Annotated in this window: 16 protein-coding genes; 10 read left to right on the top strand and 6 right to left on the bottom strand. The window is 73.0% G+C overall.

Going from position 1 to position 19955, the window contains the following annotated elements; all coding sequences use genetic code 11:
* Nucleotides 1-16: 16 nt before the first annotated feature.
* On the top strand, nucleotides 17-1636 hold the full coding sequence (locus HHX40_RS34340; protein WP_182883876.1) for a hypothetical protein: 1620 nt from the start codon (nucleotides 17-19) through the stop codon (nucleotides 1634-1636).
* Nucleotides 1637-1962: 326 nt separating this feature from the next.
* Here HHX40_RS34340 and HHX40_RS36105 read toward each other — a convergent pair whose 3' ends face one another.
* Complete coding sequence (locus tag HHX40_RS36105) at nucleotides 1963-4374, bottom strand: DEAD/DEAH box helicase (protein WP_396788580.1); 2412 nt, start codon at nucleotides 4372-4374, stop codon at nucleotides 1963-1965.
* A 404-nt stretch (nucleotides 4375-4778) separates the two neighbouring features.
* Between HHX40_RS36105 and HHX40_RS34320 the strand changes: the two genes are divergently transcribed.
* The 5 genes from HHX40_RS34320 (at nucleotide 4779) to HHX40_RS38050 (ending at nucleotide 11525) form a co-directional block, all read left to right on the top strand.
* On the top strand, nucleotides 4779-5129 hold the full coding sequence (locus tag HHX40_RS34320; RefSeq protein ID WP_030506779.1) for an STAS domain-containing protein: 351 nt from the start codon (nucleotides 4779-4781) through the stop codon (nucleotides 5127-5129).
* A gap of 19 nt (nucleotides 5130-5148) precedes the next feature.
* Nucleotides 5149-5577, top strand: coding sequence for an ATP-binding protein (locus tag HHX40_RS34315; RefSeq protein WP_111700492.1), 429 nt, complete (start codon nucleotides 5149-5151; stop codon nucleotides 5575-5577).
* 456 nt (nucleotides 5578-6033) lie between these two features.
* Nucleotides 6034-8367: a sodium-translocating pyrophosphatase gene (locus HHX40_RS34310; protein WP_182883875.1), complete on the top strand. Its 2334-nt coding sequence runs from the start codon at nucleotides 6034-6036 to the stop codon at nucleotides 8365-8367.
* A 222-nt stretch (nucleotides 8368-8589) separates the two neighbouring features.
* Complete coding sequence (locus HHX40_RS34305) at nucleotides 8590-9087, top strand: SixA phosphatase family protein (RefSeq protein WP_310738401.1); 498 nt, start codon at nucleotides 8590-8592, stop codon at nucleotides 9085-9087.
* 68 nt (nucleotides 9088-9155) lie between these two features.
* On the top strand, nucleotides 9156-11525 hold the full coding sequence (locus tag HHX40_RS38050) for an FUSC family protein (RefSeq protein ID WP_182883874.1): 2370 nt from the start codon (nucleotides 9156-9158) through the stop codon (nucleotides 11523-11525).
* Nucleotides 11526-11531: 6 nt separating this feature from the next.
* Here the strand turns inward: HHX40_RS38050 and serB are convergent, their stop codons facing one another.
* Nucleotides 11532-12755 (bottom strand): phosphoserine phosphatase SerB, encoded by a 1224-nt coding sequence (gene serB, locus HHX40_RS34295; protein ID WP_182872920.1) that lies wholly within the window; start codon nucleotides 12753-12755, stop codon nucleotides 11532-11534.
* A gap of 148 nt (nucleotides 12756-12903) precedes the next feature.
* Here serB and HHX40_RS34290 point away from each other — a divergent pair, with 148 nt between their 5' ends.
* Nucleotides 12904-13662, top strand: a complete 759-nt coding sequence (locus HHX40_RS34290; protein ID WP_182883873.1) for a GNAT family N-acetyltransferase — start codon at nucleotides 12904-12906, stop codon at nucleotides 13660-13662.
* A complete protein-coding gene (locus HHX40_RS34285) occupies nucleotides 13659-14693 on the top strand; it encodes a lysophospholipid acyltransferase family protein (RefSeq protein ID WP_220499936.1) in 1035 nt (344 codons plus the stop codon). The genes HHX40_RS34290 and HHX40_RS34285 overlap by 4 nt, the downstream gene beginning before the upstream one ends.
* Before the next feature lie 94 nt (nucleotides 14694-14787).
* Here the strand turns inward: HHX40_RS34285 and HHX40_RS34280 are convergent, their stop codons facing one another.
* The 4 genes from HHX40_RS34280 to HHX40_RS34265 all read right to left on the bottom strand — a co-directional run bounded on the left by HHX40_RS34280 (nucleotide 14788) and on the right by HHX40_RS34265 (nucleotide 17916).
* On the bottom strand, nucleotides 14788-15348 hold the full coding sequence (locus HHX40_RS34280) for a DUF11 domain-containing protein (protein ID WP_117409118.1): 561 nt from the start codon (nucleotides 15346-15348) through the stop codon (nucleotides 14788-14790).
* 122 nt (nucleotides 15349-15470) lie between these two features.
* Nucleotides 15471-16052, bottom strand: a complete 582-nt coding sequence (locus tag HHX40_RS34275; protein WP_182883872.1) for a hypothetical protein — start codon at nucleotides 16050-16052, stop codon at nucleotides 15471-15473.
* A 41-nt stretch (nucleotides 16053-16093) separates the two neighbouring features.
* Nucleotides 16094-17257, bottom strand: a complete 1164-nt coding sequence (locus HHX40_RS34270; protein ID WP_182883871.1) for an S-adenosylmethionine:tRNA ribosyltransferase-isomerase — start codon at nucleotides 17255-17257, stop codon at nucleotides 16094-16096.
* Nucleotides 17254-17916: an SDR family NAD(P)-dependent oxidoreductase gene (locus HHX40_RS34265; RefSeq protein ID WP_182883870.1), complete on the bottom strand. Its 663-nt coding sequence runs from the start codon at nucleotides 17914-17916 to the stop codon at nucleotides 17254-17256. The genes HHX40_RS34270 and HHX40_RS34265 overlap by 4 nt, the downstream gene beginning before the upstream one ends.
* 124 nt (nucleotides 17917-18040) lie before the next feature.
* On the opposite strand from HHX40_RS34265, the gene HHX40_RS34260 reads away from it, so the two are divergent.
* Nucleotides 18041-19327, top strand: a complete 1287-nt coding sequence (locus HHX40_RS34260; protein ID WP_310738400.1) for a GAF domain-containing sensor histidine kinase — start codon at nucleotides 18041-18043, stop codon at nucleotides 19325-19327.
* Complete coding sequence (locus HHX40_RS34255) at nucleotides 19324-19947, top strand: response regulator (protein WP_182883869.1); 624 nt, start codon at nucleotides 19324-19326, stop codon at nucleotides 19945-19947. Before HHX40_RS34260 ends, HHX40_RS34255 begins: the two co-directional genes overlap by 4 nt.
* Nucleotides 19948-19955 lie beyond the last annotated feature (8 nt).

Raw genomic sequence — 19955 nt, 5'->3', positions numbered from 1 at the left:
CACGAAGGGATGCGTCGTGACCGGGGTTCCCAGGCTTGGTACCGCGGCGTTGATCGTTCCGATCGCGGTGGTGTCCGCGCTGCTGGCGGGCGCCTCTCCGGCCGCGGCGGACGGCGAGATCCTGTCTCCTTCGAACGGGCAGGTCGTCAAGGCGCCCGGCCCGGTGGCCGTGTCCGCCAAGACGGACTGGTACCAGGTGAAGATGTCCCTGTTCGTCGAGGGCCCCTCCGTGTCCCGGCAGGAGATCGCCTCCGGGGGAGCGAACCAGACGATCAGCGGATCGTTCGACCCGGGTGACGCCCCCAACGGCACCTTCACGGTGACCCTTCTCGGCGAGGTCACGCACAAGACCTATGCCACCTCGACCTTCGTCCTCAGCCGTCCGCCCGAGGCTCCCTCCGGCGTCGGAGCGCAACTGAAGAACGCCACGACCGTCCTCGTCAGCTGGGCGAAGGGCAGCGAGCCCGACCTCCAGAAGTACGAGATCACCTCGGCGAAGGCCGGGAAGTCCGGCTCCGTGACCGTCGACTCCGCCTGCCCCGGCTCCACCTGCCGGGCGAGCCTCACGCTCCCGGCCAGGACGGCCGGGCAGAAGGTGGACGTCAGCGTGCGCGCGGTGCGTGCGGACGGCGTCGGCGGCACCATCGCCTCTTCCCCCTCCGCCCCCGTCTATGTGACGGTTCCGGCGCCGAAGGCCTCCCGGAGCCCCTCTGCCACGCCGTCGCCGTCGAAGAGGCCCGATCAGTCGGCGGTCACGTCACCTGCCGCGAAGAATCCGAAGACCCACCTTCCCACCACGGTGCCGAACCCCGAGCCCAAGCTGCCGAAGGACGGGGAGCTCACACTGCCGGAGGCGAACGGCGGAAGCGACCAGACCGAGCCGGTCCTGGTGCCGGAGCAGACCGAGGCGCCCAAGACGACCGCCCAGTCGTCCTTTCTGCCGCTCGGCGGCCTCAACTTCGGCGTGTACGTGGCGATCGCCGTCGTCCTGCTGCTCATCGGCGCCAATCTCGGGGCGTGGCTGCGGCGCAAGGGCGTGACCGGCGACACCACGGGAGACGGAGAACCCGCCGCCGCCCGGCCGAAGCCCATCATCGGCAGATCGAGCGCCGGGGCTGGGGACGCCGCTGACGTCGGCGGTGCCGCGACGGCCGGCAGCGTTGCCACCGCGAAGAGCCGGGGGAACGCACCCACCCGTCGCCCCGCCGTGATCCTGGCGACGCCGAAGAGCCGCAGAGGTCAACCGGAAGCGGAGGCGGACACCCGGTCCGGCCCGGACGCGGCCCACGAGCCCGACACGAGCGGCGAGATCACGCTGCCCGGCCATGGCCTCGCCGTGTCCCCGACCGACACGGAGCCGGAGCCGGTGCCGGAGACGGAGCAGGGGACGGAGACGGAGCAGGGGACGGAGACGGAGCGGGAGCAGCGTGAGCCGGGTGACGGGCGCGCCGCCCCGGCACGCGTGCCGGTAGAGCAGGTCCCGCTGGTTCCGGCCGCGACGGTACCGGCCGGGTCGGTGGCGGCGGGCGCGATGGCCGGCGGTCAGTTTCCGGATCGGCCGCTGCGCCAGCCCGAGCCCGACGTGTGGACCGACGAGGACGACGATCCCTACTCCGGTCGCCACCGCGACTTCTGACCGCCACCGCGACCTCCGGCCGGCCCGGGGCCGTGACGGGGGACCGCGGCCTGTGACCCCACCAGGGGCCGTGACCTCGGGGCTGGCCTCGGGTGGTGACCGCGGGCCGTGACCGCGGGCCGTGGCTTCGGGCCGTGACCGCGGGCCGTGGCTTCGGGCCGTGACCGCGGGCCGTGGCCTCGGGTGCTGGCCTCGGGTGCTGGCCTCGGGTGGTGACCGCCTTCCGCTGCCCCGCCGGTCCCCGCCGCCCACGCGCGGCTCACCGCTCCAGCGAGGCTCCGGCCCGCGGGCTGGGACGGCGGCCTGGCGAGGGCGACCAGGGAGTCTCAGGGGCCCAGGAGGACGTCGAGAAGGCGGATGGCCCCTGCCTTGTCGAGTGGTTCGTTGCCGTTGCCGCACTTCGGGGACTGGATGCAGGACGGGCAGCCGCGGTCGCACTCGCAGGAGGCGATCGCCTCCCGCGTCGCCGTCAGCCAGTCGGACGCCCGGGCGTACCCCCGCTCGGCGAAGCCCGCGCCTCCGTCATGGCCGTCGTAGACGAAGACCGTGAGCAGGCCGGTGTCGGGGTGGAGCTCCGTGGACACGCCGCCGATGTCCCAGCGGTCGCAGGTCGCGAAGAGGGGGAGGAGACCGATGGCGGCGTGCTCGGCCGCGTGCGCCGCCCCGCCGAGGTCCACCGGGTGCCCGGCGGCAGGGCCGTCGGTGTCCGCCGAGCGCACCGCGGACCGCGACCCGGAATCCGCCAAGCGCCCCGCGGACCGCGACCCGGAATCCGCCAAGCGCCCCGCAGACCGCGACCCAGCGCTCGCCGACCCCGACCCGAGATCCTTCGTGCGTCCTGCGGACCGCGAGCCGGCGTCCGCCGTACGCTCCGCTTCTCCGGCATTCGCCGGGCGGCCTTCCCCGCGCAGGCCGGCGAGGGCGGGGTCGGGCAGCGTCCACCAGACCGCGCGGGTGCACAGCGTGCGGGGCGGGAGGTCGAGGGGCTCCTCGCCGAGCACCTCCCCGGTCTGGGTGCGGCGCTTCAGGTACGAGACCACCTGCCGGGTGACCTCCACGGACCCGAAGTGCAGGGTGCCCGGGCCGAGGTCCCTCGAACGCAGTGACTCGATCACCCGGATGTCGGTGACGTCCCGCGCGAAGGTCGCGTAGTCCGGTTCCGCGGCGGTGACCAGGGCGACTCCGGCGTCGAGGTCGAGCACGTCGACCACGAACGTCTCGCTCTGGTGCAGGTAGACGGCGCCCGGGTGGACCATCGTGTGCGACGACGGCTCGTCGACCGTGCCCAGCAGGCGGCCCGTCGACGCCTCCACGACCTGGACCGGGGCGCCGCCCGAGCCGCGGATGTCCGCGAGGTCGGCCGCGTTGTCCCGGCTCGTCCAGAACCAGCCGGCGGGCCTTCTGCGGAGCAGCCCCTGGTTCACGAGGTCGTCCAGCGCGTCCCGCGCCGAGGGGCCGAAGATCTCCAGGTCCTGCTCGCCGAGCGGGATCTCCGCGGCGGCGGCGCACAGGTGCGGAGCCAGCACGTACGGATTGTCCGGATCGAGGACGATGGCCTCCACCGGGCGCCCGAACACCGCCTCCGGATGGTGGACGATGTAGGTGTCCAGGGGATCGTCCCGGGCGATCAGGACCGCCAGCGCGTCCTGCCCGTCGCGCCCGGCCCGGCCCGCCTGCTGCCAGAGCGAGGCGCGCGTCCCCGGCCATCCCGCGATGAGGACCGCGTCGAGCCCCGACACGTCGACGCCGAGTTCGAGTGCGTTGGTGGTCGCCAGGCCGGTCAGCTCCCCCGACCGCAGGGCCTTCTCCAGCACCCGGCGGTCGTCGGCGAGGTAGCCCGCCCGGTAGGCCGCCACCCGGTCCGCCAGTCGTACTCTCCGGGTGGCCGCAGGGGCCGTCACCGCCTCTTCCACCTCCGCCGCCTCCGCCGGTTCGCCGGGTTCGTCCGGCAGCGGGGACGCCCAGGGGTGGTCCTCCCCGTACGGCGGATCGTCGTCGACGAGGGCCTCGACCTCCTCCAGGGTGTGCCGCGCGGACAGGGCCACGGCTTCGGCGGCGCGGCGGGAGCGGACGAAGGCGAGCGTGCGGACGTCCTCGATCACGAGGTCGGCCAGGAGGTCGGCGGCCTCGGCCGTGGCCGTACGGCGGACCGGGGCGCCGCTCTCCCCGCGTAGATCGGTCAGAGGCGGCTCCCACAGGGCGAAGGTGGTCGAACCCCTGGGTGACGCGTCCGTGGTCACCTCGGCCATCTCAAGGCCGGTCAGGCGCATTCCCGCGGCGGCGGGGTCGCTCGCGGTGGCCGAAGCCAGCAGGAACACCGGGGACGCGCCGTACTTGGCCGAGACCCGGCGCAGCCGGCGCAGGATCTGGGCGACGTGCGAGCCGAAGACCCCCCGGTAGCCGTGGCACTCGTCCACGACCACCAGGCGCAGCCGCCGCCAGAAGGACGACCAGGACGCGTGCCTCGGCAGGATCGATCGGTGCAGCATGTCGGGGTTGGTCAGCACGTAGTTGGCGTTCTGCCGGACCCACCGGCGTTCCTCCGGCGGGGTGTCCCCGTCGTACGTCGCGGCGCGCACCTGGGTCAGCCGTAACTTCCGCAACGCTCGCAACTGGTCGGCGGCGAGCGCCTTGGTGGGGGTGAGGTACAGCACGGTGCCGCCGGAGAAGATCTCCGTGACGGCCGGGACGACGTACGCCAGTGATTTTCCGGAGGCGGTTCCTGTGGCAATGATCACGTTTTGGCCACGTTTAACCAGCTCGGCGGCGTGAAGCTGATGTTCCCACAGCCCTTCGACCCCCTGGAGGCTCAGTCGCGCGACCAGGAGATCTGGGGCCCAGTCGGGCCATCTTGCCTCACCCGCGTGACGTGCTGGAACATGCTCCACATGGGTCACGCGCCCCCGGCGTGCGGGAACCGCGAGCAGGCGGGTGAGAAGGTCGCCTGTTCGGGCAGAGGACGAAGAAGTCGGAGTCACTGGTTTCCAGTTTGGCATCTGCGGGGAGAGTCGCCCGGAGTCGTGATTTCGTATAGACACGGAGTCGTAGCGTGGTTGAATGCCGCGCGTCGGGGTCGTGCTTCTGGACTACCAGGATGCAGGACCCGTATGGAGACCTACGCAAGTAAGGCGCTGGAGGATCTGTGGATCTGAAGTTGGACCACCATTCCGAGGACAACCTCACCATCGTCGATGTCGAGGGTGAGATCGACGTCTACACCGCGCCCAGACTGCGTGAGCTGCTGATCGACCTGGTCAACAAGGGCAACTTCCACCTGCTCGTGAACATGGAGAAGGTGGACTTCCTCGACTCGACGGGCCTTGGCGTGCTGGTCGGCGGTCTCAAGCGCGTGCGGGCGCATGACGGCTCCCTGGAGCTCGTCTGCACACAGGAGCGCATTCTGAAGATCTTCCGTATCACGGGCTTGACGAAGGTCTTCGGGATCTACGCCTCGGTCGAGGAGGCCAAGGAAGCCCACGGCCGGGACAAGTGAGGGCCGGGGAACCAGCACCATGGCCACCGTCGAGCTGACGTTCACCGCCCTGCCCGCCCATGTGCGTACGGCCAGGCTGGTCGCCACGGCCATCGCCAGGCGCACCGGGGTGGCGGAGGCGATCCTGGACGAGGTGCGGCTCGCCGTCGGAGAGGCGTGCTCGCGGGCCGTGGAGGCACACCGCCTCCACTGCCCCGGGGAGCCCGTACGCATCGAGTTACGTGACGACGCGGGGCGTTTCGAGGTGACGGTCACCGACGCCGCTCCGGGCGACGACGTGATGCCGCAGGTCCTGGAGGCGAACGGCAGCCTCATGCCCGAGATCGACAATCTGGGCATCGCGGTCATCGCGGGGCTGGCGGACGACGTCGAGGTGCTTCCCGGGCCGAAGGGCATGCGCATCCGCATGAGCTGGCCCGCCTCCGCCAACGGCGTCGCCGCGTTCTGACTCCCGCGTTCCGGCTCCGGCTCTCCGGCTCCGCGCGCCGACCACCGTACAGATCGAGTGTCGCCCCCGGCGTGACACTCGATCTTTTGGTATGCCCGCGTTCCGACGGGTCCGCCGGCAGGTGTCGGCAGAGGTTCTGGTTGTCCGAAATCCAGAGCAAGGATGTGTCGTAACCAGGGGAATGGTGCCGGACATGATCCTGACCGCGCTGGTCAAAGCACCTTCATAGTGGTGCAAATGTTCGTTCATCATCGGACGCCGACCCGATTCCCGGGCACGAGGGCCTTCATATCCGCGGCGTCGCTGCGTAGACTCCCGGCACCGGCCAAGGTATTGCGGATGCAACCGGAAGCGGCACTTGCCAACCGCCCGGGGAGTGCGCCGCACGGCCAGAGGGTTCGTCCGTAGCGTCGTCCGGGCAGGAGGACCGAAACCCCGTCTGGCCGAGGAGGACGGATGTCTGCCTATCACGCCGCTGGCGAAAGCGCAGCGGTAGCTTTGAACGGTTCCCATCTCACCCTTGTCATCGTCGTCGCCGTCGTGGCGCTGCTCGCTCTGGCCGTCGCGGGCGGACTGGTACGAGAGGTGCTCGCCGCCGGGCAGGGCACCGAGCGGATGCAGAACATCGCGCGGGCGGTGCAGCAGGGCGCCGCGGCCTATCTCACGCGGCAGTTCCGCACGCTCGCGATATTCGTCGTCATCATTCCGTTCCTGCTTCTGCTGCTTCCGGCCGGCTCGACCGGCGAGCGGATCGGCCGATCCGTGTTCTTCGTCGTCGGCGCGGTGTTCTCCGCCCTGACGGGATTCATCGGAATGTGGCTCGCCGTACGCGGAAACGTCCGTGTCGCGTCCGCCGCCCGGGAGTCGGGCGAGCGGGTCGCGATGCGGATCGCGTTCCGGACCGGCGGTGTCGCGGGCATGTTCACGGTCGGCCTGGGCCTGCTGGGCGCCGCGATCGTGGTGCTGGTCTACAAGGGCGACGCGCCGAACGTCCTGGAGGGCTTCGGCTTCGGCGCCGCGCTGCTCGCGATGTTCATGCGGGTCGGCGGCGGCATCTTCACCAAGGCCGCCGACGTCGGCGCCGACCTGGTCGGGAAGGTCGAGCAGGGCATCCCCGAGGACGACCCGCGCAACGCGGCCACCATCGCCGACAACGTCGGTGACAATGTCGGCGACTGCGCCGGCATGGCGGCCGACCTTTTCGAGTCGTACGCCGTGACCCTGGTCGCCAGCCTGATCCTGGGCCGGGCCGCCTTCGGCACCGAGGGCCTCGTCTTCCCGCTGATCGTCCCCATGATCGGTGTGATCACCGCGGTCATCGGCATCTTCACCACCGCCCCCCGCGCCAGCGACCGCTCCGGGATGTCCGCCATCAACCGCGGCTTCTTCATCTCGGCCGCGATCTCGGCGGTGCTGGTGGCCGCGGCGGCGTTCGCGTACCTGCCGTCGAGCTTCGCCGGCCTGTCCGGCGCGTCGCCGGACGTCGCGGCGGTCACCGCCGACCCGCGGCTGATCGCCATCGGCGCCGTGCTCGTCGGCCTGGTCCTGGCGAGTGCCATCCAGATCCTCACGGGCTACTTCACCGAGACCAACCGCCGACCGGTCCGGGAGATCGGCGAGAGCTCGCTCACCGGCCCGGCCACGGTCATCCTGTCCGGCATCTCGGTCGGCCTGGAGTCGGCGGTCTACTCGGCGCTGCTCATCGGCGGCGCGGTCTACGGCGCCTTCCTGCTCGGCTTCGGCAACGTGACCGTGGCCCTGTTCGCGGTGGCCCTGGCCGGCACCGGTCTGCTGACCACGGTCGGCGTGATCGTGTCCATGGACACCTTCGGCCCGGTCTCCGACAACGCGCAGGGCATCGCCGAGATGTCGGGCGACGTCGAGGGCGAGGGCGCCCGCGTGCTCACCTCCCTGGACGCGGTCGGCAACACCACCAAGGCCATCACCAAGGGCATCGCGATCGCGACCGCCGTGCTCGCGGCGACCGCGTTGTTCGGCTCGTTCCGTACGGCGGTCGAGGGCGAGCTGGCCAAGGCGTCGCAGGGTGTGAAGAACGCCCTGGGCTCGTTCGCGGACTTCAGCCTCTCGGTGGACGCCCCGAACGTGCTGGTCGGCCTCATCGTCGGCGCGGCCGTGGTGTTCCTGTTCTCCGGCCTCGCGATCAGCGCCGTCGGCCGCGCCGCCGGCCGGGTCGTCTACGAGGTGCGCGAGCAGTTCCGCACCAAGCCGGGGATCATGGACGGCAGCGAGCTGCCGGACTACGGCCGGGTGGTGGACATCTGCACCCGTGACTCGCTGCGCGAACTCGCGACGCCCGGCCTGCTGGCCGTGCTGACCCCGATCGCGGTCGGCTTCGCGCTCGGGTACGCGCCGCTCGGCGCCTACCTCGCCGGCGCCATCGCGTCTGGCACGCTCATGGCGGTGTTCCTGGCCAACTCCGGCGGTGCCTGGGACAACGCCAAGAAGCTGGTCGAGGACGGCCACCACGGCGGCAAGGGCTCCGAGGCGCACGCCGCGACCGTGATCGGCGACACCGTCGGCGACCCCTTCAAGGACACCGCCGGCCCGGCCATCAACCCGCTGATCAAGGTGATGAACCTGGTCGCGCTGCTGATCGCCCCGGCCGTCGTCACGTACGCCGACAACGTGACGGTGCGCGTGGTCGCGACGGTCGCCGCGGTGGCGGTCGTCGTGGGCGCCGTGGTCGTCTCCAAGCGCCGGGCGACGGCCATCGCCCCGTCCGGCGAGGCCGACGCGGCCGCCCGCGCGAGCGAGCCCGTCGCGCACTGACGCCCGAGCGGGCCGTCACACTGACGGCCCGTACGGCGCGCTCGTCCGAAGGCCCCCTGCTTGGTCAAGCGGGGGACCTTCGTCCGTACACTGGGCCGTTATGGACAAGCCGAACGGGGGCAGGACGCTCGCGCTGATCCTGCTGACCATGGTGGCGATGCTCGCCCTGATCGTGGGTCTCGCCGTCTGGGCGATGCCGTGAGCGATGCCCTGAGTGAAGCCGTGACCGAAGCCGTGAGCGATGCCGTCACCGAAGCCGTGAGCGTCCGCACGCTCGTCGTGGTCCGGCACGCCCAGGCGGGGCACGCGCCCGGTCTCCCCGACAGCGAACGTCCCCTCACCCCCCGCGGCGAGCGGGACGCGCGGGCGGCCGGCGAGGAGATCCGGCGGCTCGCCCCCGCGCTCGTCCTGTGCTCGCCGTCGGTCCGCACCCGCAGGACGGCCGAACTGCTCGCCCCCGGCGTCCCGGCCGAGATCGAGCGGGACATCTACGAGGCCTACCCCGACGATCTCGTCGGCGTGCTGCGCCGTACGGACGCCGAGATCGCGTCCCTCGTGCTCGTCGGCCACAACCCCGGCGTCCACGAACTCGTCACGGCGCTGACCGGCACCCGGCTCGACGGCTTCCCGACCTGCGCGTACGCGGTGATCGAGATCGGCGTGCCATGGGAGGAGGCCGGGCCGGAGACGGGACGGCTGATCCGCGTCGGCCGTCCCTGACGCGCCCGGCCCCCGTCCCTGACGCGAACCGGCTCCGGCCCGTCCCGGGGTGATAACGCCCGCGGATCGTGGGTAGGGACCTGCTCCTGCCGCTCCGGAACATCGCATTCGCCAGGGCGCCGAGGCTGGAGGATCCGCGCCTCGCGCTCGGCTTCGGCCTGACCGGGGCCTGCTGCCTGGTGGTCCCGTTGCTCGTGGGCCTGCTCACCGGCCACCCGGCCGGCGGCGCGACGGCCGGGCTCGGCGCGTGGCTGGTGGCGGCTCGGGCCATCGCGAACCCCGCGAGCGTGCGGACGCCGTACCTGCTCGGGGTGGTGGTCTCGGTCGGCGTGGGAACGGCGCTCGGGGTCCTGGTGTCGGGCAGCAGCCTGCTCATGATCGGCGCCGCCTCGGCCCTGGCCGGGCTCGGCGGGCTGGTGCGGCCGATCGGCGTAACCCCGGCGCTCACGCTGCTGCTGACGGCCGCGAACCCGCTGCCGCTCGACCCCGTGCCGCACACGGGCCTGCAACTGCTCGGCGGGCTGCTGCCGGCCGTCCTGCTCACGCTGCCCTGGCCGTGGCGGCGCACCCGCCCGGTCATCACGACGCTGAACGAGGTGACCGCCGCCCTGGCCGCGCTGGCCGAGGCCGTGACCGGCCCAGAGACAGCGCCAGGGACAGGCCCGGTGAACGGCACAGGCCCAGGCACAGGCCCAGGAAACGGCACAGGAACAGGCTCGGTGACCGGCCACGCCGCCGATGCCACCGCCCGGAGCACAGGCCCGGACGCGCACTCGGACGCGGACCCCGCCGCGGTGCGGAAAGCGGGCCCGGATCCGGGCCTGGACTCGGGCCTGGACTCGGGCCGGGACGAGTGGGACGCGCGCCGCCGCGCGGCGGCGGACGCGCTCGCCGAGGTCGGCACGGCCCGGGCCCGGCGGCTGCGCCGCGAACGCTCGCGGGCGGCGGACGAGGTCGCGCTCGCGCTTCGCCGGGTGTTCCACGAGATCGTCGCGTTGCGCGGCCTGTCCGACACGCTGCGGCGCCGGGCGCCCCGCGCGATGGAGGAGGCCGGGATCGCCGACCTGACCGCGTCGCTCGCCGGCGCGCTGCGGGCCTACCTGGCCGACTGCCCTCCGCTGCGGGAACCGGTGGTCGACTTCGGCGCCCGGGTCGACCGGCTGCGCGAGCGGACCGCCGGCGGGGAGCGGGAGATGGTCGTGCTCGTCCTGCTGCGTCAGGTCGCCCACAGCGTGGGGCGGATCCAGGCGGCGCTGGACGGGGCCGCCGCGCAGGCCCGCCGCCTCTGCGCACCCGGGTTCGACGCCCGGCTCGACGTCACCCGGCTCGATGTCACTGGGCTGGACGCCGCGGCGCGCGGCCTCGCCGGGCTCGCGGCGCCCCCGCCGCTCGCCTTCGACGACCCCCGGGTGCGGCACGCCCTGCGCGTCGTCCTCGGCACGGCCTTCGCCTCGGTCGTCATCGTGCTCTTCAAGCCCGCGTTCCCGCACTGGCTGGTGATCGCGGTGCTGGTCACCATCCAGCCGACGTACGGCGAGACGCGGGCGAGGGTGTGGGCGCGGGTGGGCGGCAGCACGGTCGGCGGGCTGGTCTCGGCAGCCGTGCTGCACCTCACGCCGGGCCACTGGGCGCTCGTGGCGCTGATCGGGGTGTCGGCCGCGCTGGCGTTCGGCCTGGCCCCGACCCACCAGGCCTACTGGGCGACTTTCATGACGATGTGCGTACTGCTGCTGCTCGACTTCCAGGTGCCGCAGACCGCGCGGATCGCCGAGTCGCGGGTCGCCCTGACCCTCGCGGGCGGGGCCATCGCGATCGCCTGCACGCGGCTGCTGTGGCCGCGGGGCGAGACCCGGCGGCTCGCCGATCGGGTGGGCCGGATGCTCGGCTCGCACGCGGCGGCCGCCCGCGCGCTGGCACAGCTGGCGCGGGGGAGGGCGGGCGCCGATCGGGCCGAGGCCCGGATCAGGAAGGCCGGGGTGGACGCCGAGATGGTCGCGGGCGCGCTCGGCTACATCGCGCGGGAACCGGGCGGCACCGCCCCGGAGGCCGTCGGCGGCGCCCTCGACGCCGCCCAGCGGGTCCGCGACGACCTGCTGACGATGTTCTCGCTGCTCCGGGACGAGCCGCTCGGGGCGGGGCCGGTCGCCGACGTCCTGGACGCCGTGGCCGGGCAGCTCCAGTCCGCCTCGCAGGCCGTGCAGGCGGGGGAGCCGTACGAGCCGGGCGCGGGCGTGAGCCGCGGGCTGGCCGACGACGCCCTGTGGGTCGGCGGGCAGGCCGAGCGCCGGCTCGCCGAGCTGGAGTCGGCGCCGGAGGGCGCCGGGTCGCGCCGGGCGCTCCTGCGGACCGCCGCCGCCGACCAGGCGCTGCGCTCGCTGGACGCCGACGCCGTACGGCTGTGCGCCGCGGTGGGCGGCGCCTTCGTGACCGTACGGTGAGGGACGTCAGGTGGTGGCGGGCGGCATGCCGTCCTCCGCGTCGGCCGCCTCCACCTCCTCACGGGAGATGCCGAGGAGGTAGAGGATCGAGTCGAGGTAGGGCACGTTGACCGCCGTGTCGGCGGCCTGCCGGACGATCGGCTTGGCGTTGAACGCGATGCCGAGCCCGGCGACGGCGAACATGTCGAGGTCGTTGGCGCCGTCGCCGATCGCCACGGTCTGGCTCAGCGGGACGCCCGCCTCGGCGGCGAACCGCTCCAGCGCGCGGGCCTTGCCCGGCCGGTCCACGATCTCGCCGACGACCCGGCCGGTGAGCCGGCCGTCCACCACCTCCAGGGTGTTGGCGGCCGAGTAGTCGATGCCGAGGTCCGCCACGAGAGAGTCGGTGATCTGGGTGAAGCCGCCGCTGACGATCGCGAAGCGGTAGTCGAGCCGCTTGAGCGTGCGGACCAGCGTGCGCGCGCCGGGGGTGAGGACGACCTCCTTGACGACCTTCTCGAAGACCTCCTCGGACAGGCCTTCGAGCAGCGCGACCCGCCTGACGAGCGACTCGGCGAAGTCGAGTTCGCCCCGCATGGCCTCGTCGGTGACCCGGGCGACCTCGTCCAGGCAGCCGGCGTGCCGGGCCAGCAGCTCGATGACCTCGTTCTGGATCAGCGTCGAGTCGACGTCCATCACGATGAGGCGCTTGGCACGGCGGTGCAGGCCGCTGCGCTGGACCGCCACGTCCACCTGCTGGGCGGCCGCCTCGGTGGCGAGCTCGGTCCGCAGCGCCTGCGGGTCGGCTCCCGAGACCGCGAGCTCGATGCAGGTGACGGGATAGCTCGACAGCCGTTCGATCCTGTCGATGTTGGCGCCGCTCGCGGCGATCCGCCCGGAGATCCCCGCCATCGCGGCGGGCAGCAACGGCGCGCCCAGGACGGTGACGTGCAGTCGTCCGCGCCGCCTCTTCTCCTTGGAGGTCGTGCCGGTGGCGATCTCCAGGTCCATGTCGAGATCGGCGGCCACCTGCTCGACGGCCGTCCACAGCCCGCCGATGGTGCCTCCGGTGCCGGTGGGCGGCCCTCCGGCGTAGGCGACGAGCACGCCGAGGGTGAGTCGGCCGCGGATGACGACCTGCTCCACGTCGGCCACGACGACCGGGAACCCGGCCAGTACGGCGAACAGCCGTGAGGTGACGCCCGGGCGATCCGGACCGGTCAGCGTGATCAGGAGCGTGCGCTGGTTCACGTTGTTTGAGGTTACTGTGCGGCTTGTCGTGGCCGCGCACGAGGTTCACGATGCGGACGCCTTCGTGCCCCCGGGCTGAGGGAGCGGCGTCATTTCCGCATGTCGTCATGGTGGTGGGCGCATGCCCCGAGGAAGGACGTGACGACATATGACGATCTCCCTTGGCCCTGGGCCACTCCAGCCCGGCTCTCTGCGGACCGGCCACCACAGCGGCCGCTACACCGTGCGCCTCGCCGAGAGCGCCGCCGACGTCCGCGCCGCCCAGCGGCTGCGCCACGAGGTCTTCGCCGTCGAGATGGGCGCCCGGCTCGACTCGCCGCTGAACGGTCACGACGCGGACCGGTTCGACGCGTACTGCGACCATCTCCTCGTCCGCGAGGGGGACACCGTGGTCGGCACCTACCGTCTGCTGCCGCCCGGCCGTTCGGACCGGCTCTACTCGGAGACCGAGTTCGACCTCGCCGCGCTGAAGGGCCTGCGCGGCGGCCTGGTCGAGGCGGGGCGCACCTGCGTGCATCCCGCGCACCGGGGCGGGGCGGTCGTCGCGCTGATGTGGGCGGGGATCGCCCGCTACCTGACCGATCACGGCTGCACCTGGCTGGCGGGCTGCTGCTCGGTGCCGCTCGACGACGGCGGCGTGGTCGCCGCGGGGGTGGTCGACCGGGTGCCGCTCGGGCCGGAGGAGTATCGGGTGACCCCGCGCACGCCCTGGCGCGACGCGGGTGTGCCCCGGCCCGACCGGTTCGTGCTGCCGCCGCTGCTGCGCGGATATCTGCGGCTCGGCGCCTGGATCTGCGGAGCACCCGCATACGACCCGGACTTCGGCACGGCGGACTTCTTCGTGCTGCTCTCGCTGGCCGAGACCGACCCGCGTTACCTGCGGCACTTTCTGGGAGAGACGCGGTGAGCGCGGTCACGCCCCTGCCGCCCACCCCCGCACCGCCCCCGTCGCCGGCCCTCGCGCCGGTTCCCCCGGCTATCTCCCCGGCTGGCTCCTCGGCCGAGCGCTCGGTCTGGCTGCCCGTGTCGTCCTGCGCGCCCGCCGCGTGCCTGCGGGCCGAGACGCGGACGGCCGGGCCGCTGCGGCGGGCCGCCCGGCTCGCGGGCGCGGTCGCCGTCCTCGCCGCCGGTCTGCCGCTCGCGCTCGTGATCGGGCGTACGGCCCGGCGGGGAACGGCCGTGGCCCGCTGGTCGCGGCTGTTCCTGCGGGCACTCGGCATCAGGGTGGTGGTCCGCCGCGGGTTCTCCTGTCTCGGAGGTTCCGCCCGGGCGCGGGCCGTGCACGACGACGGCGGCCCGGCCCTGCTCGTGGGCAACCACGTCTCCTGGCTCGATCCCCTGGTGATGGCCGCGACCCTCCCCTGCCGTCCGCTGGCCAAGGCGGAGGTGGCCCGCTGGCCGGTGGTCCGCACCCTGGCCGCAGGCGGCGGCGCGCTGTTCGTCGACAGGGACGCGCTGTCCACCCTGCCGCGGGTCGTCGCGGACATGGCCGCGGCGCTGGGCCGCGGCGAGAGCGTGGCGGCGTTCCCGGAGGGCACCACCTGGTGCGGCCGGGAGATGGGGCGTTTCCGCCCGGCCGTGTTCCAGGCCGCGCTCGACGCGGGAGTGCCCGTACGGCCGGTCGCGCTGCGCTTCGTGGAAGGCGTGGGCGAGTGCGCGAGGCCGTCCACCCGGCCGTCGTTCGTCGGCGACGACACCCTGGTCGCGTCGCTCCTGCGCATCGTCGCGACCCGGGATCTGGTCGCGGAGGTGACCGTCTTCCCTGGCGTACGCCTGGACCAGGCGGCCCCGCGCGGCCGGGTGGACGCGCACGGCGAGCCGGGACGGGGCGAGTGGTCCCGGCGCGGCGCGGCGCGCGCGGCGCTGGCCAGGATCACCGAGGCCCAGGTCAGGACGGCGCTCCTGCCGGACTCCGGCAGACCCGCCATAGCGGCCTGAGCCGACCGGCCGATCATTCGGACGGTGACCCCGGGAACGGCGGACGCCCGCCTGCCGGGGCAGACGGGCGTCGTCGGGGCTCGCTATGGCGAGGTCAGCGGACGATCTTCGTCTTGACCGTCTTCAGGAAGTACCAGTGCTTGACGCCCAGTTCCTTCCAGGCGCGCCGGTTGAGGTCCTCGGCGCCGTTGGGGACGTCCCACTGGTCCACGCCGACGCGGGCGAGGGCGGTGCCGCGGGCGCCCTTCTTCAGCTTGACGGTGATCGAGAACGAGACCGCGTCGTCGACCTCGAGCGCGCGGGGCACCACGCACCAGAACCCGTCGGGGAAGAAGGCGCACCCCGTGCCCTTGGGAGCGCTGTAGTACACCTTGCGCTCGATGCCCTTGGGCAGCTGGCCGCCGACGAAGTACGTGTCGGCGAGGTGCGGGCCCTGGTTGACCGCGCCGACGGTGTAGGTGATCCGCGAGCCGGCCTTGGCCTTCTTCGGGCCCTTCGCGACCACGTAGAAGCTCGAGTACGGCTCCGCCTTAGCGGTCGCCGCGGCGGTGGACGCCGGGGCGGCCGACGCCGCCGGGGCCGCGGCGAGGAACAGGGCCCCCGCGAGCGGCGCGGCCGTCGCGAGGCCGACGATCTTCACGATCGGGTGACGCATGAGTGTGTGTCTCCTGAGGACGATGGGGGGAAAGGGAGGTTCCCCCGCAATGGGGAAGATTTTGTACCATCCCCCCACATCATCCGTAAAGATCTTTAATGTGAAGATTGCGGATCCGAATGTCAGCGGGTGATTGTGCTCTTCGTCTTCACCCAGCTGATGCTGTCACCGAACTCGCTGAGCAGTTGCTTGGGGTCGGTGTTGAGTGACGTGTCGGTCACCGCTCCGCCGAAATAGCCGTAGAGCTTGCCCCGCGCCGATCCGCTCACCCAGGCCTTGGCCCAGAACGTGTAAATCCTCCCCTTCTTGAGACCGGGCAGCACGCAGAGCGCCCGGATCCGTTCCCTGGTGCACCGCTCGTTGTAGTGAGAACCCTGCGGAACGTAAATGCGGGCTTTGCTGACGTTCTTGGGGAACTTCGCGGCCAGGAAAATCTCGTCTGTCCTGGTCTTGAGCTTGTTGACGAGGGTGACCTTGAAAGACACCACCCGGCCCGCCCTGACGCGGTAGGGATAGCTCACCTTGATGGCGACCGGGGCGGCGGCCGCCGCGGTGGTGGTCGTGCTTGTGCTGGTGGCCGTGCTGGTGGCCGCTCGCGTCGCCGTGGTCGCCGCCGAGGTGGCGGTGGGGACGGAGACCACCAGCGCTCCGGCGGCCAGTGATGCGACCAGCGACGTCGTCGACTTACGGATCAGTGTTCGCATACGAACAGCCTTGACCAACAAAATCTCAGATTCGTCACATATCACAGGATGAGATGGCTGTCGCCGAACTCGTGCCAGAGGTAGCCCTCGCGCAGCGCCTCGTCGTACGCGTCGGCCAGCACCCCGGTCCCGGTGATCGCCGACAGCATCATCAGGTGGCTCGACCGGGGCTCGTGCAGGCCGGTGATCAGCCCGTCCACGGCGCGGACGCCTCCCGCCGGGGTGACGACATGGGAGGTCCACCCCGAGAGCTCCCGCACCCCGTCGCCGTCCGGCCCCGCCTCCCCCCGGTGCGGTTCGGCGACCGGAGGCCGCACCGCCGCCGCCGTCTCCAGAGCGCGTACGACCGTCGTGCCGACGGCGATCACCCGGCCCCCGTGCGTGCGGGTGAGGTTCGCCAGCCTGGCCGTACGCGCGGAGACCGAGAACCACTCCGGATAGGGCGGCTCGTCCTTCTCCGGAGACGCGACGCCGGTGTGCAGCGTGATCGGAGCGATGCCGATGCCCCGGCTCACCAGCGCGGTCACGAGTTCCGGCGTGAACGGGCGGCCCGCGCTCGGCATCTCCGCGCTGCCGGGCTCGACCCCGAAGACTGTCTGGTAGTCCGCGAGGGGCCAGTCGCGCCGCACGTAGCCGTACCGGATCGGCGCGCCGTGCGCGGCGAGGTAGGAGAGCACGTCGCGGTCCAGTCGGGCCCGCCACAGCCGCGCCGTCTCCCGCTCGACCAGGCGCAGCGTGGCCCCTCCCGGCAGCGGCAGCCACTCTCCCGGCGCGGCGCCGAGGTAGGGCTCCGTCGCCGTGGCCGTTCGGCGGCGCAACTCCACCAGCCAGTCGCCGGACGCGAGCCGCCCGGAGAAGTGCACGGCCAGGCGGTCGAGCCGTACGGCCGCGGGCAGGGTGGCGGAGTCGTTCACCACGAGCAGGTCGCCGGGGGCCAGCAGGGACGGCAGGTCGGCGAAGACGTGATGGGTGACCTCGCCGGTGTCGCGGCGGGAGACCAGCAGCCTGACCTCGTCGCGGCGCAGCCCGCGCGCCTCCGGCGGCTCACGGGCCTCCAGCGGCGCCGCGAGCGCGAACGTCAGCGAGTCGCCCGACGCCTGCGGCCTGGCGGGCCCCCCGATCGCATCCGCCGGCCCATCCCCGCCCAATGGCGTATCCGGGCGGCCCTCGGTCTCCGCCGTCGTCCGGCCGCCGGCGCCGGTCATCGCAGGTCTCCGCGGGTGAAGCGGCCCGGCGCGGGACGGGCGGCGACGAGGCGCAGCAGCGCCGGCGCCACGCTCTCGGGAGGCGGCGCCGCGCCCGCCTCCACCTCGCCGACCGCGTCCGCCAGCATGCGGGTCCGCATCTCGCCCGGGTCCACCCACCACACGGCGACGTCGGGCTCCTCGGCGGCGAGGACGTTCGAGACCTGGTCGAGGGCGGCCTTGGTCGCGCCGTACCCGCCCCAGCCCTCGTACGCCTCCACGGCGGCGTCGGAGGAGATGTTCACGATCGCGCCCCGCCGCTTGCGCAGCGCGGGCAGCGTGGCCTGGACCAGCGCCAGCGGCCCGACCACGTTCGTCTCGAACAGGGCCCGCAACGCGTCCAGCGGATAGTCGGCGAGCCTGGGCAGCGGGGCCGGGCCGAGCCCGCTCGCGTTGTTGACGAGCAGGTCCAGTTCGGGGACGGCCTCGGCGAGCCGGGCCACGTGCGCGGGATCGGCGACGTCCCCGGAAATGGCCCGGGCGCCGAGGTCGAAGGCCGCGGACATCAGGTCCTCCTCGCCCCGCGCGGTGAGGAGGAGCGACCAGCCGTCGTCGGCGAGCGCTCTGGCGAGGGCCAGTCCCAGCCCTCGCGACGCTCCGGTGATGAGTGCCTGTCTCATGCGCCTCACGCTAGGAAACGGCACGTCAGGCGGGCATCGGACCACGGTCCGGCATGGGTTCGGCAGTTGGCCCTAGGCCCACCGGCCGACGCGTGCCGGGCACCGGGCGACCTACGCTGGGTGGGTGCCCGAGCCCGCCGACACCGTCCCCCCGCCCGAGCCGCCCCGGCCGGGTCCGGACGGGTGCGCCCGCGAGCGAGCCGCCCTGGACCGCGCTGCCCCGGACCCCGACGCCCACGACCCGGCCGCCCACGACCCGGCCGCCCACGACCCGGCCGACCGGGATCGGGACGCCGTGCTGCAGGCGGTCAGCTCGGCCGTGCTCGCGGTGACCCGTCATCTGTCGGTCCGCGAGGTCCTCCAGGTCATCGTGCGGTCCGCGCGGCGGCTGCTGGACGCGCGGTACGCCGCGCTCGGCGTGCCCGACGACGACGGCGCGTTCGCCGAGTTCGTGGCCGAGGGCATCTCCGACGAGCAGTGGAAGGCCATCGGCCCCACCCCGCGCCAGCACGGCATGCTGGGCGCGTTGCTGCGCGAGGGACGGCCGGTCCGGCTGCCCGACATCCGTAAGGATCCCCGGTACGGGTGGTGGCCGAAGGCCCATCCCGTGCTCAAGGACTTCCTCGGCGTGCCGATCACGGACGGCGACACCGTGCTCGGGATCATCTTCCTGTCGAACAAGCGGACGCCCGGCGGGTTCGACGAGGCCGACGAGGACCTGCTGACGCTGTTCGCGGCGCACGCCGCCATCGCGCTCACCAACGCCCGCCTGTACGAGCGCGGGCGCGAGCTCACGGTGATCGAGGAGCGTACGCGGATGGCCCGCGAGCTGCACGACGCCGTCAGCCAGAAGCTGTTCTCGCTGCGGCTGACCGCGCGGGCCGCCGCGGCGCTGGCCCGCACCGAGCCCGAGCGGGCGGCCGAGGCGATCGAACGGGTCGAGCGGATGGCGGGCGAGGCGCTGACCGAGCTGCGCGCCGTGATCGTGGAACTGCGCCCGCCCGAGCTGGACCGGTACGGCCTCGTGGAGAGCCTGCGCGAGCAGGTGGCCCTGCTCGACCGCCTGCATCCCGCGACCGTCGTGTTCGCGGCCGAGGGCGAGCCGCCCGGCGACCTGCCGCCCGAGGTCGAGGTCGCCGTGCTCCGGGTCGCCCAGGAGGCGCTGCACAACGCCGTACGGCACGCCGGGGCCGGCCGCATCGGCGTCCGCCTGACGCGAGCCGCGACCACCCTGGCGCTGGAGGTGACCGACGACGGCGCGGGGTTCGACAGCGACGACATGAACGGGACGGCGGCGCGCGGCCTCGGGCTGCCCTCGATGGGCGACCGGGCCCAGGCCGTCGGCGGCAGGCTGTCGGTCTCCTCGACGCCCGGCCGCGGCACGACCGTACGACTGGAGGTGCCCGCGTGATCCGCGTGCTCATCGCCGACGACCATCCCGTCGTACGGCAGGGCCTGCGCACGTTCCTGGAGATCCAGGAGGACATCGGCGTCGTGGGCGAGGCGGCCGACGGCGCCGAGGCCGTCGCGCTGACCGAGTCGCTCGGCCCCGACGTGCTGCTGCTCGACCTAAAAATGCCGGTGCTCGACGGCCTCGGCGCGCTGGCGGAGCTGAGCGGGCGGGACGTACGGGTGATCGTCCTCACCTCGGTGAGCGACCGCGGCGACGTCGCCCCGGCGATGCGGGCGGGCGCGGCGGGCTTCCTCTACAAGGACGTGGACCCGGCCGCGCTCGTGCGAGCGATCCACGCCGTGCACAGCGGGCAGGTCCTGCTCGCCCCGGAGGCGGCCGAGGCGATGCTGTCGGGCCCGGCGGAGCGTGCGCGACCGGAGCAGGCGGCCACGCTGACCGACCGGGAACGCGAGGTGCTGCGGCACATCGCGGCGGGACGGTCGAACCGGGAGATCGCCCGTGCGCTGGTGGTGGCGGAGAAGACGGTGAAGACCCACGTCTCCAACGTGCTCATGAAGCTCGGCGTGCAGGACCGCACCCAGGCCGCCCTCTACGCCGTACGGCACGGCCTGTCCTGAGCGCCGGC

Source organism: Microbispora sp. H10949, from assembly GCF_014161435.1.
In the GTDB taxonomy this organism is placed as follows: Bacteria; Actinomycetota; Actinomycetes; order Streptosporangiales; family Streptosporangiaceae; genus Microbispora; species Microbispora triticiradicis.
Note: the sequence above shows the minus strand (reverse complement) of the source record. Positions and strands in the feature narration are given on the sequence as shown.